Raw genomic sequence first — 13,174 nt, 5'->3', positions numbered from 1 at the left:
TTAGGCGCAAGTTTCACACCCGGCGACAACAGAAAAGGCCCGCACGGAGGCGGGCCTTCTAACTTCATCGAAGCACCGGACCGGCCGATCAGGCCGAAACGTTGGTCTTTTCTTCCTGACGGTCCGCATAGATGTAGAGCGGACGCGCAAGGCCGCTGACGACCTCGTCGGAAATGACCACTTCGCGCACGCCTTCAAGCGTCGGCAGTTCGAACATGGTATCCAGAAGGATTTTTTCCATGATCGAGCGCAGGCCGCGGGCGCCGGTCTTGCGGGTGATCGCCTTGCGGGCGATTTCGCGCAGCGCGTCCTCGTGGAAGGTCAGCTCCACATCTTCCATCTCGAACAGGCGCTGATACTGCTTGACCAGCGCGTTCTTCGGCTCGGACAGGATCTGGATCAGCGCATCCTCGTCGAGGTCTTCCAGCGTGGCGAGAACCGGCAGACGGCCGATGAATTCCGGGATGAGACCGAACTTCACCAGATCTTCAGGCTCCAGCTCGCGCAGAACCTCGCCGACGCGGCGATCGTCTTCCGCCTTGACGGTCGCACCGAAGCCGATCGAGGTCTTTTCACCACGGGCCGAGATGATCTTGTCGAGGCCGGCAAATGCGCCGCCGCAGATGAACAGGATGTTGGTCGTATCCACCTGCAGGAATTCCTGCTGCGGATGCTTGCGGCCGCCCTGCGGCGGAACGGAAGCGACCGTGCCTTCCATGATCTTCAGAAGCGCCTGCTGAACACCCTCGCCCGACACGTCGCGCGTGATGGACGGGTTGTCCGACTTGCGGGAAATCTTGTCGACTTCGTCGATATAGACGATGCCGCGCTGGGCGCGCTCGACATTGTAATCCGCAGCCTGCAACAGCTTCAGGATGATGTTTTCCACGTCCTCGCCGACATAACCGGCTTCGGTCAGCGTCGTTGCATCCGCCATGGTAAAGGGAACGTCGATGATGCGGGCGAGCGTCTGGGCAAGATAGGTCTTGCCGCAGCCCGTCGGGCCGACGAGCATGATGTTCGACTTCGCAAGCTCGACATCGCCATTCTTGGAGGCGTGCGCGAGGCGCTTGTAGTGGTTGTGAACGGCAACAGACAGGATCTTCTTCGCCTGCTTCTGGCCGATGACGTATTCGTCGAGGATCTTGATGATATCCTGCGGGGTAGGAACACCCTCGCGCGACTTCACCATCGACGTCTTGTTCTCCTCGCGGATGATGTCCATGCACAATTCGACGCATTCATCGCAGATGAATACCGTCGGTCCGGCAATGAGTTTCCGGACTTCGTGCTGGCTCTTGCCGCAGAATGAACAATAGAGTGTATTCTTAGAGTCGCCGCCGTTGCTGCCGCTGACTTTGCTCATATCTCTTTCCTTCCAGCACGCCGCAGGTCCGCCAAACGGATCGCGGTCAACTTACCGCCCGCCGATACGGCAGCCCTTGGGGTGCATCGCCGTATCCGCCTCGTTTCCCGGGGTACTAACCGGTATCAGATACATGAGCTGACAACCGGCTGCAACGAATTCCCCATCAAACCAAAGGCCACGTCATAAAAATTCAACATAGCCTTTATATATACTAATATCGCTTTCTGTTGCGGTTGAAAGCCCCGAAATTACTTTTGCGGGTTCAAACAAACGTCAAAAAGCGGCGCGCCTCAATTCGCGGCGGCGCCTTCGATTTCCTGGCGCGAGGTCAGGATCTTGTCGATCACGCCCCAGTCCTTCGCCTCGTCTGCATCCATGAAGTGGTCGCGATCAAGGGTTTTTTCAACCTCTTCGAGCGTACGGCCGGTGTGCTTCACGTAGACTTCATTGAGGCGACGCTTCATCTTGATGATGTCGCGGGCGTGGCGCTCGATGTCCGATGCCTGTCCCTGGAAACCGCCGGAAGGCTGGTGCACCATGATGCGGGCGTTCGGGGTTGCAAAGCGCATTCCCTTTTCACCGGCGGCAAGAAGCAGCGAACCCATGGATGCAGCCTGACCGACGCAGAGCGTGGACACCGCAGGACGGATGAACTGCATCGTATCGTAGATCGCCATGCCGGCGGTCACGACGCCACCTGGCGAATTGATGTAGAGTGCGATTTCCTTCTTCGGGTTTTCAGCCTCGAGGAAAAGCAGCTGCGCGCAGACGAGCGAAGCCATCTGGTCTTCCACCGGGCCGGTGAGGAAAATGATGCGCTCCTTGAGAAGACGGGAAAATATGTCGTAGGAGCGTTCGCCGCGATTGGTCTGCTCAACGACCATCGGCACCAGAGCCATGGCGGTATCAACTGGATTTTTCATGTCCGTCCTTTGTCAAACTCTGCCCTTCGCGAAAAACCGCTCCGGAATCACTTCTAACCTTCATACTCCCTACATAGAGTGTCCCTGCCCCGTACTTCAAGACACGAAGCCGCATATCCTTAACGGCTCAACAGCGTTTGCAGGCCTTTCGGGCCGAGGTTGACAGGGCTTTCGGACCGGGCGGCGCCAGCCGGGCCTCTTTCCCTCGCTGCCACCATTTTTTTACTATGGCAGGCGACGACGGCAAAAATCGCCCGCCATGCACAGATATAACTTCTCACCGGCAAGAACTCGTTAGTATTTGCTGCCGATACTGGCCAGCGAATTTCCGGTTCCCGTTGGGGAATGGGCCCATCCGGGCGAAATGGCAGCTCAACAATTCCAGCGGGCATAACGCACCTCGTGCGAGAGAGCCCGCTTTTACCGCATGATGGCGCAGATAGGATTTTGCAATGCTGGATGCAAAGACGAGCACGCTACTGTGGGCGGCGGAGACGCTCACCCTTGCCGTGCTTTTGGGAACGCTGTGGCTGCACCGCCCTTCCCGCCGGCATAATCTCTATTTCGCGGCCGGTTTCCTCACCACGGGCATCGGCACGATAATGGTGGCGCTTCGCGGGGATATTTCCAGTTTTCTGTCCATCCAGGTCGGCAATACGCTGGCACTTTCCGCCTTCGGTTTCTGGCTTGCGGGCCTGCTGTGCTTCGAACAGCGGAAAATCGGCGGCTGGGTCGCCATTCCGGCTCTGCTGTGGATCGCCGGAATGTTCCTGCCGCCCGTGCGTGAAAACATGGTGGCCCGCATCCTGCTTTATCATGCCAGTGCGGCCACCGGTTATTTCATGCTCGCCGGCGTCCTTCTGGCCAGCAAGGCGCGCGCCTCACGCAGCCGCCGGGTTCTGGCCGCGATCCTGGTCCTGCAGGCTTTTGCCGGGGCGTTCGTCGCATCCATCGTCATCCCGGCCAATGCCGCGGCCCCCAACGCCATTCCGCTGACATCCGCGCTTGCCTTTTCCGGCATGCTCGGCTTCACGGCCATCATCATGATCAGCGCCAAGATCATCATGGAAGACACGGAGATTCGTCTCCACCGGCTGGCCATGACCGATCATCTGACCGGCGTTCTCAACCGTCGCGGTCTGCTGGAGGAGTTCGAGCGTATCAAGAAAAGGTCGCCGGCCTCCAGCCGTTACGTGGCGCTGGTGCTGTTCGATATCGATCATTTCAAGAAGATCAACGACAGATACGGCCACCAGTCCGGCGATGCGGTACTCGTTCATTTCTGTCATATCGCGCAGCGCGCAATCGGCGATCGCGGCCTTTTCGTCAGGATGGGAGGCGAGGAATTCGCGCTGGTTGCCGAAGTGGAAAGCCCTTCCAGCACGGCGACGCTTGCGGAAGCCATCCGCAGCAATCTGCGCCTTTCGAAGATCAGTTCGCGCGGTGAAGCCATCGAGGTGACCACCAGCGTCGGCATATCCGAAGCCATGATCAAGGATGCCGATCTCAATACGATGATGACGGAAGCCGACCGCGCGCTCTATGCCGCCAAAAAGGCCGGGCGCAACCGGACCGTCATCCACGTCAATTCGGCCAATGTCGTCGTGCCCGCCTCGGACCGCGACGAAAATCCGATGGATAACAATGCCGACCGCCAGGTCGCGGCGCTGAACCGGATATCCGCCATCGCCAGCCGATGACGATGCAACCACCCAGTGACAGACATAGAATATCCGGAGGGGATTTCCCTCCCTTCCCAAAGCGCCGCGCGCGGAATAGACCATGGGCATGACAGCGACATTTCCCTTTCTCAAAATCGATCCCGCCACCCGCCGCGTTTCCCTTGATGCCCGCGACCCGGCTTTCTACAACGATCCGAACCCGGTCTATGCGGCCCTGCACGCTGAATGTCCCACCTTCTACTGGGAAGAACAGCGGCAATGGTTTTTCACCGGATACGACCATGTGAGCGCGCTTTTGCGCGACCGCCGCTTCGGACGGCAGATCCTGCATGTGGCAAGCCGCGAAGAGATCGGCCTGGCGGAGCCGCTCGAACATGTGAAGCATTTCGATGCCGCCGAGCAGCATTCGCTTCTGGAGCTCGAGCCGCCGGAGCATACGCGGCTGCGCACGCTCATCAACCGCGCCTTCGTGTCGCGGCATGTCGACAAGATGAAGCCGGAAATCGAGGAACTCTCCAACCGTCTGATCGACGCCTTCGAAGCAAATGGCGAGACGGAACTGCTCTCTTCCTATGCCGACATCATCCCGGTGACGATGATCGCCCGCATGATCGGCATTCCCGAGGAAATGGGGCCGCAGCTTCTGAAATGGTCGCATGCCTATGTCGGCATGTATATGTTCAAGCGCACGCCGGAAGACGAGCTGCTGGCCGACAGGGCCGCGCATGAATTTTCAGACTATGTGCGCAGCGTGATCGCGGAGCGGCGAGCGGAGCCGAAGGACGATCTGCTGAGCCACATGATCCACACGGAACATAAGGGCCAGTATCTGACCGACGACGAGCTCGTCTCCACCACCATCGTGCTGCTGAATGCCGGGCACGAGGCGACCGTGCACCAGATCGGCAATTCCGTGCGCATCATTCTGGAAAGCGGCATCTCCCCCGAGACGCTGTTTAACGACGATGCCGCCACGGAACGGACGGTGGAAGAAACCCTGCGCATCTGCGCGCCGGTTCATATTTTCCAGCGCTGGGTTCTGGAACCCGTCGAAATCGACGGCATCGCGTTCAAGCGCGGCGACAAGGTCAGCCTCATCCTCGCCGCCGCCAATCTCGATCCGGCAAAATTTTCCGATCCGCTAACCTTCCGGCCGGACCGCAACGAGGGCGCCAACGTCTCCTTCGGCGCCGGCATCCATTTCTGCATCGGCGCGCCGCTGGCGAGGCTGGAGCTCAATCTTGCCCTGCCGCTGCTTTTCAAACGCCTGCCGGGCCTGAAGATCGCCGAGCGGCCGAGGATCAAGGATGTCTATCATTTCCATGGTCTGGAGCGGCTCGATCTGGCGTGGTGAAGTAGTTTTTTTATCATCCCCGATGCGCTATGGTATTTTCGTCCAATAGTGATGAGGCAAATGCCTTGGCAACCAAGTCGAAGAAAAAAACGGATATGACGCCGCCCCCTCCGGTCGTTTTTACCGAACTGGAGGCGCATCTTGAGAGACTATCGCGTCAATTGGATGCGGTGGGTCTTTCGGAGAGTAAATCGGGCTCTGTTCCACACGAAAAACGCCGACGCGTTCCGGGCCGTTTTAAGGGCGTGCTCGTGGTAGGGCCTGAGTTCTTCGAACCGCTGACGGAAGACGAACTTAAAGAGTTCGCGACCGAATGAAATATCTACTGGATACCCATGCACTGCTTTGGTGGCTGAATGACCATGACCGGCTTTCGCCGGATGCGCGCGAAATCATCAGCGACCCCAATAATGACCTCTATGTGAGCGCGGCTTCAGCATGGGAAATTGCCACGAAATTTGCACGAGGTCGTTTGCCCGGTGCGTCGCTCATACTTCCCGATTTTGCGGGTGTGATTGAACAGGAGGGCTTTCTCGAACTTCCCATCAACAGCGCTCATATGGTTCGAAGCGCCATGCTGCCGGGCGAACACCGCGATCCGTTCGATCGAATTCTTGCGGCTCAATCTATTTTGGAAAACATGGCATTGATATCTATCGACGAGAAAATTCCATCGCTCGGCGTCATGACACGCTGGTAGCGCGCCATCAGAGCCGGATGACATAATCCTTGCGTGTCGTTTCCACCACCTCCCAGGTGCCCGTAAAGCCCGGACGCAGGATAACGCGGTCGCCCGGCCTCAGATCGCGCGGCGCACCGCCGTCTTCGGTCAGGATGGAGTGGCCTTCGAGAATGTTGAAATATTCCCACTCGTCATAGACCACCCGCCATTTGCCGGGCGTGGACTGCCAGATGCCGGCATAGATGCCGCCGGGCGCTTCTTCGAGATTCCATGTGGTGAATTTGGGATCGCCGGAAATCAGTCTTTCCGGCGCTGGCGCACCGTATTCCAGCTCTGCGACATCATCGAAGGACAGAAAATTCGTCATGACGTCCCCTGTCCATCAAATATGGTTGGCCATATAGCTTTGCTCAATTGTGAGCGCTTCGTCAAATAGTCTTGGGTGTGCCGGTTGGGCGTTGCCGCTGAGGAAACGAGACGCCTACTCCATCTTCGTCCAGCCGAAAACCAGCCAGGTGTATTTCGATTTCTTGTCGGGTTCGGCGGTGTACGTCATCTGTATATCGCCATCCTTCGCGTAAATATCGAGCCGGGGCGCGGTATCCAGCTTCAGCCACAGCGAACTCTTGTCAAAGGACCAGGTGCCGCACCAGACGCATGAACCTGAGGGATCGCCGGGTTGATGGAAATTGTAACGACCGTCCGCCGTGATCTCCAGATAATCAAACGCGGAATAAAATGTCGTCACCGTCTCCTGGAAGAGTGTCGCATCCGCTTCCTGCTGGGCGGTGGGCTCAGTCTTCATGTCGCGCGGCGGGCGGCTGGTCGCGCCGGTGAGCTTCCATTTTCCGACAAAATCCTGCTGCGTCGGGAAATATTCCGCCTCTGCTTTTGCCGGCGAAACCGAAGCTACGACCGGTATATCAGCCGTACCCGCGACCCCGATTGTAAGGAGAAGGGTGACAATACGGAGCATTTTCATATGGCGTATCTTTCGCGATGGGACTGCAGGGGCCTGTTCTAGGCGGATTCGGCGCTTTGAGTAAGATGGTCGCGGATGAAGGGAAGCAGCGCACCGTTCAACCTGGCACCGAGGTTTTCTCCACAGACCGGTGGAAACTGGCAGCGTAAGACCTCAGTTTCCCGCTGATTTCGCGAGCGCGATGAACAGGAGGATCACCGCAAGAAACTCGATGGGAAGTCGCCAGCGGCTCAATCGGACCCATCTGGCCGCAGCATTGGAAGCGGCCGTTGCGTCACCGGCCAATCCCGTCTCAAACCGAAGCGCCATTGGGATGAAATATGCAAAGGACCAGATCCGCGCGACAAGATGCGCGGCGAGTGCGGACCATATCCAGACGCGAATTGCAGGATGAGCCCATGTCAGCCAGACAGCGAGGAGCAAGGCCACCTCAAACAGCCCGTGAGCGGGACCCCAGAAAAGCTTTCGGTCGATCCCGCCCCGTTCAGGCTGGATCAGCATCGGCTGCGAAGGCCACACCTTATCGACAAGAAGCGTCTCGTAGATGCCGCCACCCAGCCCGACGCTCCCAAGAACAGCGGCGACGACAATCGCGTAGAAAACTAGCGGATCGAACATCTCTCACCTCTTCCAGAAAACGCCCTGACGCCTGCGAGAGCATGTTCGGCCAGCACGCATTTTCCACTTTTCGACGCTCCCAGGCGTAAGCGGCACATTTAACGCTGGCGAAATCACATCCGGCCGATTATCTTGATAACTATCATTTCTTAATTATTGAGATATTCAAATGTCAAGAGATATCCTGGATCGCCGGTTGACCGACGTACTTCGCCAGGCCAGCGCGCAATCATTGCTCATCAGCCAATCCATCGCGGCAAAAGCTCGGATGAACACCACCGATCTGGAGTGTCTGGACATCCTTCAGATGCAGGGCCAGGCAAGTGCGGGTGAACTTGCGAGATCGACCGGCCTGACGACCGGAGCGGTGACGGCGCTACTCGACCGGCTGGAGAAGGCCGGCTTCATAAGACGTTTGCCCGACCCTGAGGATCGTCGGCGCGTGCTGGCGGCGCCTCATCCCGAAAAAATGCGGGAATTGTTTCAGATGTATGCGCCCCTTCAGGAAAAGATGGAGGCGCTCTATGGGGAATATGATGAAGAGCAATTGCAGCTCATCATTGGCTTCATGGAAAAATCATGTGCCATTTCGAAGGACTTCATTGGCACTTTGCAGAAGAAATAAGCTGAATGCAGCCGAGCGAGTGCACCTCGCCGCAACACGCAAATCCGCTGCCGCCGAAAGCACCCTGTTTCCATGGTTTTCCGGCGGCCGCTCAATCACACTAAAATATGCTTGGGTGTCACGCGGGCACCAAACTCGCGTGAGCCACCACATCAGACCTTGGCGAGCGATTGTTCGAGATCGGCGATGATGTCCTTGACGTCCTCGATGCCGACCGACAGGCGAACCACATCCGGGCCGGCGCCGGCGGACGTCTGCTGTTCCGGTGTCAGCTGCGCATGGGTGGTGGAGGCCGGGTGGATGACGAGAGAGCGCGTGTCGCCGATATTGGCGAGATGGGAGAAGAGCTGCAGCCCCTCCACCAGCGCCTTGCCGGCCGCATAACCGCCCTTGACGCCGAAGGTGAAGACGGAGCCCGCCCCCTTTGGCGAATAATGCTGCTGGATAGCGTGGTTGTCGCTGTCTTCCAGCCCCGCATAATGCACCCAGCCGACCTTGGGATGCGCCTTCAGCCATTTCGCGACGGCGAGCGCATTGTCGGAATGGCGCTGAACGCGCAGCGGCAGCGTCTCGATGCCGGTCAGGATGAGGAAGGCATTGAAGGGCGAGATCGCCGGGCCGAGGTCACGCAAGCCCAGCACACGGCAGGCGATGGCGAAGGCGAAATTGCCGAAGGTCTGGTGCAGCACGACGCCGGAATATTCCGGCCGGGGCTGTGACAGCGCCGGATATCGGTCCGTCGCGGACCAGTCGAAGGTTCCGCCGTCAACGATGATGCCGCCCATGGAGTTGCCGTGGCCTCCGAGGAATTTCGTCAGCGAATGCAGCACGATATCCGCGCCATGTTCCAGCGGCCGCAGCAGATAGGGGCTTGCCATGGTATTGTCGACGATCAGCGGCAGGCCATGCCGGTGGGCGACCTCGGCGATTGCGGCGATATCCACGAAAGTACCGCCCGGATTGGCAAGGCTTTCGATGAAGACGGCACGGGTGCGCTCATCGATCTGCGCCTCGAAGCTGGCGGGATCGGTGGCGTCGGCCCAACGGACCTGCCAGTCGAAGCCCTTGAAGGCATGGCCGAACTGGTTGATCGAGCCGCCATAGAGCTGGCGGGCGGCGACGAAATTGTCGCCGGATTGCAGCAGCGTATGGAACACCAGCAATTGCGCGGCATGGCCGGATGCGACGGCAAGCGCGGCCGTGCCACCCTCAAGTGCTGCCACGCGCTCTTCCAGAACCGCCTGGGTGGGGTTCATGATGCGGGTGTAGATATTGCCGAACTCTTTCAGTCCGAACAGGGCGGCGGCGTGATCGGCGTCGCGGAAAGCATAGGCCGTGGTCTGATAAATGGGTGTGGCACGCGCGCCGGTGGTCGGATCGGGTTGCGCGCCCGCATGAACGGCCAGCGTCGAAAACCCGGGATTGCTGCTCGGCATGATGTTTCCTCCAATTGGAATTTCGGAGGGATCATAATGCCTTGCCGCCAAATGATAAGTCCGATCCGTACCAACTATCGCACAATATTGAGACGCGGATACTCAATTGCAGGACAACGATCCATCACGACTTCCATACCGTAGGCTTCCGCCTTGGCGGCGGCATTGTCATCGCGAACGGAAAGCTGGCCCCAGATTACCGATGGCCGCTCCGGCAGCAATATCGCCTCCTCTACGATTGCCGACAAATATTCCGGCGCCCGGAAAACGTCGATCATGTCCACCCGCTCGGGAATATCGGCGAGTCTGGCATAGACCTTCTGCCCCAATATCTCCTTGCCTGCCTGGCCAGGATTGACCGGAAACACACGATAACCCCTGGACAGCAGGAAGCGCATCACGCCGTGGCTCGGCCTGTCCGGGTTGGGCGAAGCACCGAGCAGGGCGATGGTTTTGACATCGGTCAGAATTTTTCTGAGGTAGTCGGGCTCGTAACTATCATGCTGCATGTCAACTTATCCCTTCTGGAGCGTCGCATGGTTTGAAGAATACCAATACAGCTGTGCCATTCGAAAGCGCCGCGAGCATAGCGTCTCCTGCATAATTCCACCGACACATTCCTGACGCTACCGGTTGCGTCCGCCCTTCCATCTAGGAAGGTTCTTCGCTGTCTTGAACCCCTGCCCGGCTGAAAAATTGCCGCTACGCAGACAATCCCGTCGCGCAGTGGCACGTTTTCGCCCACGCAAAATGATTTCACCAAACGCCGGAATGCCGGTTGTACTGACTATTTTTGTCCAGTTTTCAAAATGACGCGAATTGCCGCAAATAAGGGCCAAAACAACATTAGCGTGCAATTCATGCGCTCTTCGTCTCCTGTTTGTTTTCATTCCGTTCACAGGAAAATTAGAGATTTCTAATTTTCATAAAGTTATTCTGTAAATCAATCTATATACAAATCTACAACGTTACAGTTGCCCATTCGTGAAAGACATGAAATTTCTTTTCATGCACGCCTTCGCCAGATTGATACACCTTGCGCCCGAAGCGCCATGGCGCACTGGGCGCTAATATTTGACAAATTTGGTAGTATTTTTAGCGAAAATTCGCCGTGAGGCGAAACCATAAGCTGTGCGTCGGACGCTCATGCCTCCATCTGACGGATGAAATCATGAGCAGAACGTCATATCGCCTCAGCGCAAAATCATTCCCCGGCGCCATGACATGCACAAAGCATAAATTTTACGCGCGTTGCAGTATCCGCTGCGATCATAGGCCGTTTGCGGGCGGTTTCCCGAGCGCAAAACGCGTGCTCGAACAATCGGGAAAGGCTTGCTGCCCGTACTGAAAATCGATTCCGGTTTTCAAGCCGATGCTGTAGGTTGCCCAAAGTAGCCCGCGAGCGAGTCTCTATTGTGACATTTGACATTCTTCTTCTGGTGCTCCTGGGCGCGATGCTGCATGCCGGATGGAATGCGCTGGTCAAGGCCGGATCCGACAAATCGCTGGACGCCTCGCTGATCGCGGCGGGCGCGGCGGCCTGTTCGCTGCCGTTTCTGCCTTTCCTGCCATTTCCCGCGCCGGTCGCCATTCCTTTCCTGATCGCTTCGGCCGTTCTGCAATTCGCCTATTTCCGGCTTGTCGCCGCCGCCTATACGATCGGCGACATCGGTCTTGTTTATCCCGTCATGCGCGGCGTGGCGCCCCTGATCGTCGCGGCGACGAGCAGCCTGTTCCTCAGCGAGATTTTAAGCCCGCTGGCCCTTGCCGGCATCGCCGTCATCTCCGGCGGCATCCTAACGCTCGCTTTCGAGGCGCGGCGCGGTGGCGGAAAGGCGATCATGGTCGCCCTGCTCAACGCCTTCGTGATCGCATCCTACACCTTCGTCGACGGTGTCGGCGCAAGGCTTTCCGGCAACGCCATCTCCTATACACTGTGGATGTCGCTTCTGCCGCCCGTGCTGCTTTTCGGCTTCGCCTTCTACCAGCGCGGTGTGGGCCCGGTCGCGGACCATGTCCGGCGCAACTGGTGGCGCGGCCTGATCGGCGGCGGCGGCTCCATTCTCTCCTATGGGCTGGCGCTCTACGCCATGACCAAGGCACCCGTCGCCGTCGTCGCGGCACTCCGGGAAACCTCCATTCTCTTTGCGCTGGTGATCTCCGTTGTGATCCTGAAAGAACGCGCCAGCATCTGGCGTTATCTTGCCGGAGGCATCATTGCAGCGGGCGTTCTCGTGATGCGACTGGGGTAAAACAGGGTTCCTCGATGAGGTAAAATAATACCCCATTATCAAGCCATTGTTTTTACTATATTATTTTTACGACCTCCAGAATCCGTCATATTGACGCTTTCGCTCGCGCACCGTATAAGCGCGCCAGATCGGATTCCAGCCGGAATAGGGTCATTTGCGGTTGCCTTTGACGGCAACCAAACCAAGCAACAAGAAACGCCCGTATGCTCTTATTTAAAAGAGGATGACGGGTCCACGTTAGAAAGTGAAATCCATGTCTACTTTCGTTCAGAAGCCTGCTGAGGTGGAGAAGAAGTGGGTCATCATCGACGCCGAAGGCCTCGTTGTTGGTCGCCTCGCCACCATCGTTGCAACCCGCCTGCGCGGCAAGCACAAGGCTACCTACACCCCCCACGTTGATGATGGCGACAACGTCATCGTCATCAACGCGGAAAAGGTTGCCTTCACCGGCAACAAGTACTCCGACAAGAAGTACTACTGGCACACCGGTCACCCGGGTGGCATCAAGGAGCGTACGGCTCGCCAGATCATCGAAGGCCGCTTCCCGGAGCGCGTCGTTGAAAAGGCCATCGAGCGCATGATCCCGCGCGGCCCGCTCGGCCGTCGCCAGATGAAGAACCTGCGCGTTTACGCCGGCTCGAACCATCCGCACGAAGCACAGCAGCCCACCGTTCTCGACGTGGCCGCGCTTAACAAGAAGAACGTAAGGAGCGCCTGATAATGGCCGATCTTTCCTCTCTGAAAGACCTCGCCCCGGCATCGGAAGCTTCGGCTCCCGTGCATGTCCGCAAGGTTGACACCCTCGGCCGCTCCTACGCGACCGGCAAGCGCAAGAACGCCGTAGCCCGCGTATGGGTCAAGGCCGGTTCTGGCAAGATCATTATCAACGGCCGCGATTTCACCACGTATTTCGCACGTCCGGTTCTGCAGATGATCCTTCAGCAGCCGATCGTCGCCGCTGCCCGCACGGGTCAGTTCGACATCATCGCCACCGTTGCAGGTGGTGGTCTGTCCGGTCAGGCCGGTGCCGTTCGTCACGGTCTGTCCAAGGCCCTCACCTACTTCGAACCGGGCCTGCGCTCCGTTCTGAAGAAGGGTGGCTTCCTGACCCGCGACAGCCGCGTTGTCGAGCGTAAGAAGTACGGTAAGGCCAAGGCCCGCCGTTCGTTCCAGTTCTCGAAGCGCTAATCGCTTCTCAGAACGGTTCGTTCAGAACTTCGAAAGGCGGGGCTTCGGCTCCGCCTTTTTTTC

Annotated in this window: 15 protein-coding genes; 8 read left to right on the top strand and 7 right to left on the bottom strand. The window is 58.1% G+C overall.

Annotation, left to right across the window (positions count from 1 at the left end):
• Positions 1-88 precede the first annotated feature (88 nt).
• Positions 89-1,366: an ATP-dependent Clp protease ATP-binding subunit ClpX gene (gene clpX, locus ACQZ5N_RS01195; protein WP_059752638.1), complete on the bottom strand. Its 1,278-nt coding sequence runs from the start codon at positions 1,364-1,366 to the stop codon at positions 89-91.
• Between the two features lie 293 nt (positions 1,367-1,659).
• A complete protein-coding gene (clpP, locus tag ACQZ5N_RS01190) occupies positions 1,660-2,292 on the bottom strand; it encodes an ATP-dependent Clp endopeptidase proteolytic subunit ClpP (protein ID WP_003521529.1) in 633 nt (210 codons plus the stop codon).
• A 452-nt stretch (positions 2,293-2,744) separates the two neighbouring features.
• On the opposite strand from clpP, the gene ACQZ5N_RS01185 reads away from it, so the two are divergent.
• The 4 genes from ACQZ5N_RS01185 to ACQZ5N_RS01170 all read left to right on the top strand — a co-directional run bounded on the left by ACQZ5N_RS01185 (position 2,745) and on the right by ACQZ5N_RS01170 (position 6,028).
• The gene (locus tag ACQZ5N_RS01185; RefSeq protein ID WP_448731854.1) at positions 2,745-3,992 is read left to right on the top strand and encodes a diguanylate cyclase; all 1,248 of its coding nucleotides are present in this window, start codon (positions 2,745-2,747) and stop codon (positions 3,990-3,992) included.
• 82 nt (positions 3,993-4,074) lie between these two features.
• Positions 4,075-5,328, top strand: coding sequence for a cytochrome P450 (locus ACQZ5N_RS01180; RefSeq protein ID WP_448731853.1), 1,254 nt, complete (start codon positions 4,075-4,077; stop codon positions 5,326-5,328).
• 65 nt (positions 5,329-5,393) lie between these two features.
• Entirely contained in the window at positions 5,394-5,645 is a 252-nt protein-coding gene (locus tag ACQZ5N_RS01175; protein WP_142779070.1) for a hypothetical protein, read from the top strand.
• The gene (locus ACQZ5N_RS01170; RefSeq protein ID WP_059752628.1) at positions 5,642-6,028 is read left to right on the top strand and encodes a type II toxin-antitoxin system VapC family toxin; all 387 of its coding nucleotides are present in this window, start codon (positions 5,642-5,644) and stop codon (positions 6,026-6,028) included. Before ACQZ5N_RS01175 ends, ACQZ5N_RS01170 begins: the two co-directional genes overlap by 4 nt.
• A 7-nt stretch (positions 6,029-6,035) precedes the next feature.
• Here the strand turns inward: ACQZ5N_RS01170 and ACQZ5N_RS01165 are convergent, their stop codons facing one another.
• The 3 genes from ACQZ5N_RS01165 to ACQZ5N_RS01155 form a co-directional block, all read right to left on the bottom strand.
• Positions 6,036-6,377 (bottom strand): cupin domain-containing protein, encoded by a 342-nt coding sequence (locus tag ACQZ5N_RS01165; protein WP_448731852.1) that lies wholly within the window; start codon positions 6,375-6,377, stop codon positions 6,036-6,038.
• A gap of 114 nt (positions 6,378-6,491) precedes the next feature.
• Positions 6,492-6,992, bottom strand: coding sequence for a hypothetical protein (locus ACQZ5N_RS01160; RefSeq protein ID WP_448731851.1), 501 nt, complete (start codon positions 6,990-6,992; stop codon positions 6,492-6,494).
• A 153-nt stretch (positions 6,993-7,145) separates the two neighbouring features.
• Complete coding sequence (locus ACQZ5N_RS01155) at positions 7,146-7,610, bottom strand: hypothetical protein (RefSeq protein ID WP_448731850.1); 465 nt, start codon at positions 7,608-7,610, stop codon at positions 7,146-7,148.
• Positions 7,611-7,779: 169 nt separating this feature from the next.
• On the opposite strand from ACQZ5N_RS01155, the gene ACQZ5N_RS01150 reads away from it, so the two are divergent.
• Positions 7,780-8,235, top strand: coding sequence for a MarR family winged helix-turn-helix transcriptional regulator (locus ACQZ5N_RS01150; protein WP_448731849.1), 456 nt, complete (start codon positions 7,780-7,782; stop codon positions 8,233-8,235).
• Between the two features lie 152 nt (positions 8,236-8,387).
• Here ACQZ5N_RS01150 and ACQZ5N_RS01145 read toward each other — a convergent pair whose 3' ends face one another.
• Both ACQZ5N_RS01145 and ACQZ5N_RS01140 read right to left on the bottom strand, forming a co-directional pair.
• Positions 8,388-9,671: an O-acetylhomoserine aminocarboxypropyltransferase gene (locus ACQZ5N_RS01145; protein ID WP_448731848.1), complete on the bottom strand. Its 1,284-nt coding sequence runs from the start codon at positions 9,669-9,671 to the stop codon at positions 8,388-8,390.
• A gap of 74 nt (positions 9,672-9,745) precedes the next feature.
• A complete protein-coding gene (locus ACQZ5N_RS01140) occupies positions 9,746-10,180 on the bottom strand; it encodes a CoA-binding protein (RefSeq protein ID WP_262535139.1) in 435 nt (144 codons plus the stop codon).
• 906 nt (positions 10,181-11,086) lie between these two features.
• Between ACQZ5N_RS01140 and ACQZ5N_RS01135 the strand changes: the two genes are divergently transcribed.
• From ACQZ5N_RS01135 to rpsI, 3 genes are all read left to right on the top strand, one after another.
• A complete protein-coding gene (locus tag ACQZ5N_RS01135) occupies positions 11,087-11,923 on the top strand; it encodes an EamA family transporter (RefSeq protein WP_080856254.1) in 837 nt (278 codons plus the stop codon).
• A gap of 253 nt (positions 11,924-12,176) precedes the next feature.
• Entirely contained in the window at positions 12,177-12,641 is a 465-nt protein-coding gene (rplM, locus tag ACQZ5N_RS01130; RefSeq protein ID WP_003502335.1) for a 50S ribosomal protein L13, read from the top strand.
• A 2-nt stretch (positions 12,642-12,643) separates the two neighbouring features.
• Positions 12,644-13,111: a 30S ribosomal protein S9 gene (rpsI, locus tag ACQZ5N_RS01125; RefSeq protein WP_003521540.1), complete on the top strand. Its 468-nt coding sequence runs from the start codon at positions 12,644-12,646 to the stop codon at positions 13,109-13,111.
• Positions 13,112-13,174: the final 63 nt, after the last annotated feature.

The sequence above is a fragment of the Agrobacterium sp. 22-221-1 genome (assembly GCF_053522445.1).
Note: the sequence above shows the minus strand (reverse complement) of the source record. Positions and strands in the feature narration are given on the sequence as shown.

Bases quoted from the DNA above. Each gene is read 5' to 3' on its own strand.
- ACQZ5N_RS01165 (WP_448731852.1), bottom strand. From the start codon at position 6,377: ATGACGAATTTTCTGTCCTTCGATGATGTCGCAGAGCTGGAATACGGT.
- ACQZ5N_RS01140 (WP_262535139.1), bottom strand. From the start codon at position 10,180: ATGCAGCATGATAGTTACGAGCCCGACTACCTCAGAAAAATTCTGACC.
- ACQZ5N_RS01155 (WP_448731850.1), bottom strand. From the start codon at position 7,610: ATGTTCGATCCGCTAGTTTTCTACGCGATTGTCGTCGCCGCTGTTCTT.
- ACQZ5N_RS01170 (WP_059752628.1), top strand. From the start codon at position 5,642: ATGAAATATCTACTGGATACCCATGCACTGCTTTGGTGGCTGAATGAC.
- ACQZ5N_RS01150 (WP_448731849.1), top strand. From the start codon at position 7,780: ATGTCAAGAGATATCCTGGATCGCCGGTTGACCGACGTACTTCGCCAG.
- ACQZ5N_RS01185 (WP_448731854.1), top strand. From the start codon at position 2,745: ATGCTGGATGCAAAGACGAGCACGCTACTGTGGGCGGCGGAGACGCTC.
- rpsI (WP_003521540.1), top strand. From the start codon at position 12,644: ATGGCCGATCTTTCCTCTCTGAAAGACCTCGCCCCGGCATCGGAAGCT.
- ACQZ5N_RS01180 (WP_448731853.1), top strand. From the start codon at position 4,075: ATGGGCATGACAGCGACATTTCCCTTTCTCAAAATCGATCCCGCCACC.
- clpP (WP_003521529.1), bottom strand. From the start codon at position 2,292: ATGAAAAATCCAGTTGATACCGCCATGGCTCTGGTGCCGATGGTCGTT.
- ACQZ5N_RS01160 (WP_448731851.1), bottom strand. From the start codon at position 6,992: ATGAAAATGCTCCGTATTGTCACCCTTCTCCTTACAATCGGGGTCGCG.
- rplM (WP_003502335.1), top strand. From the start codon at position 12,177: ATGTCTACTTTCGTTCAGAAGCCTGCTGAGGTGGAGAAGAAGTGGGTC.
- clpX (WP_059752638.1), bottom strand. From the start codon at position 1,366: ATGAGCAAAGTCAGCGGCAGCAACGGCGGCGACTCTAAGAATACACTC.
- ACQZ5N_RS01145 (WP_448731848.1), bottom strand. From the start codon at position 9,671: ATGCCGAGCAGCAATCCCGGGTTTTCGACGCTGGCCGTTCATGCGGGC.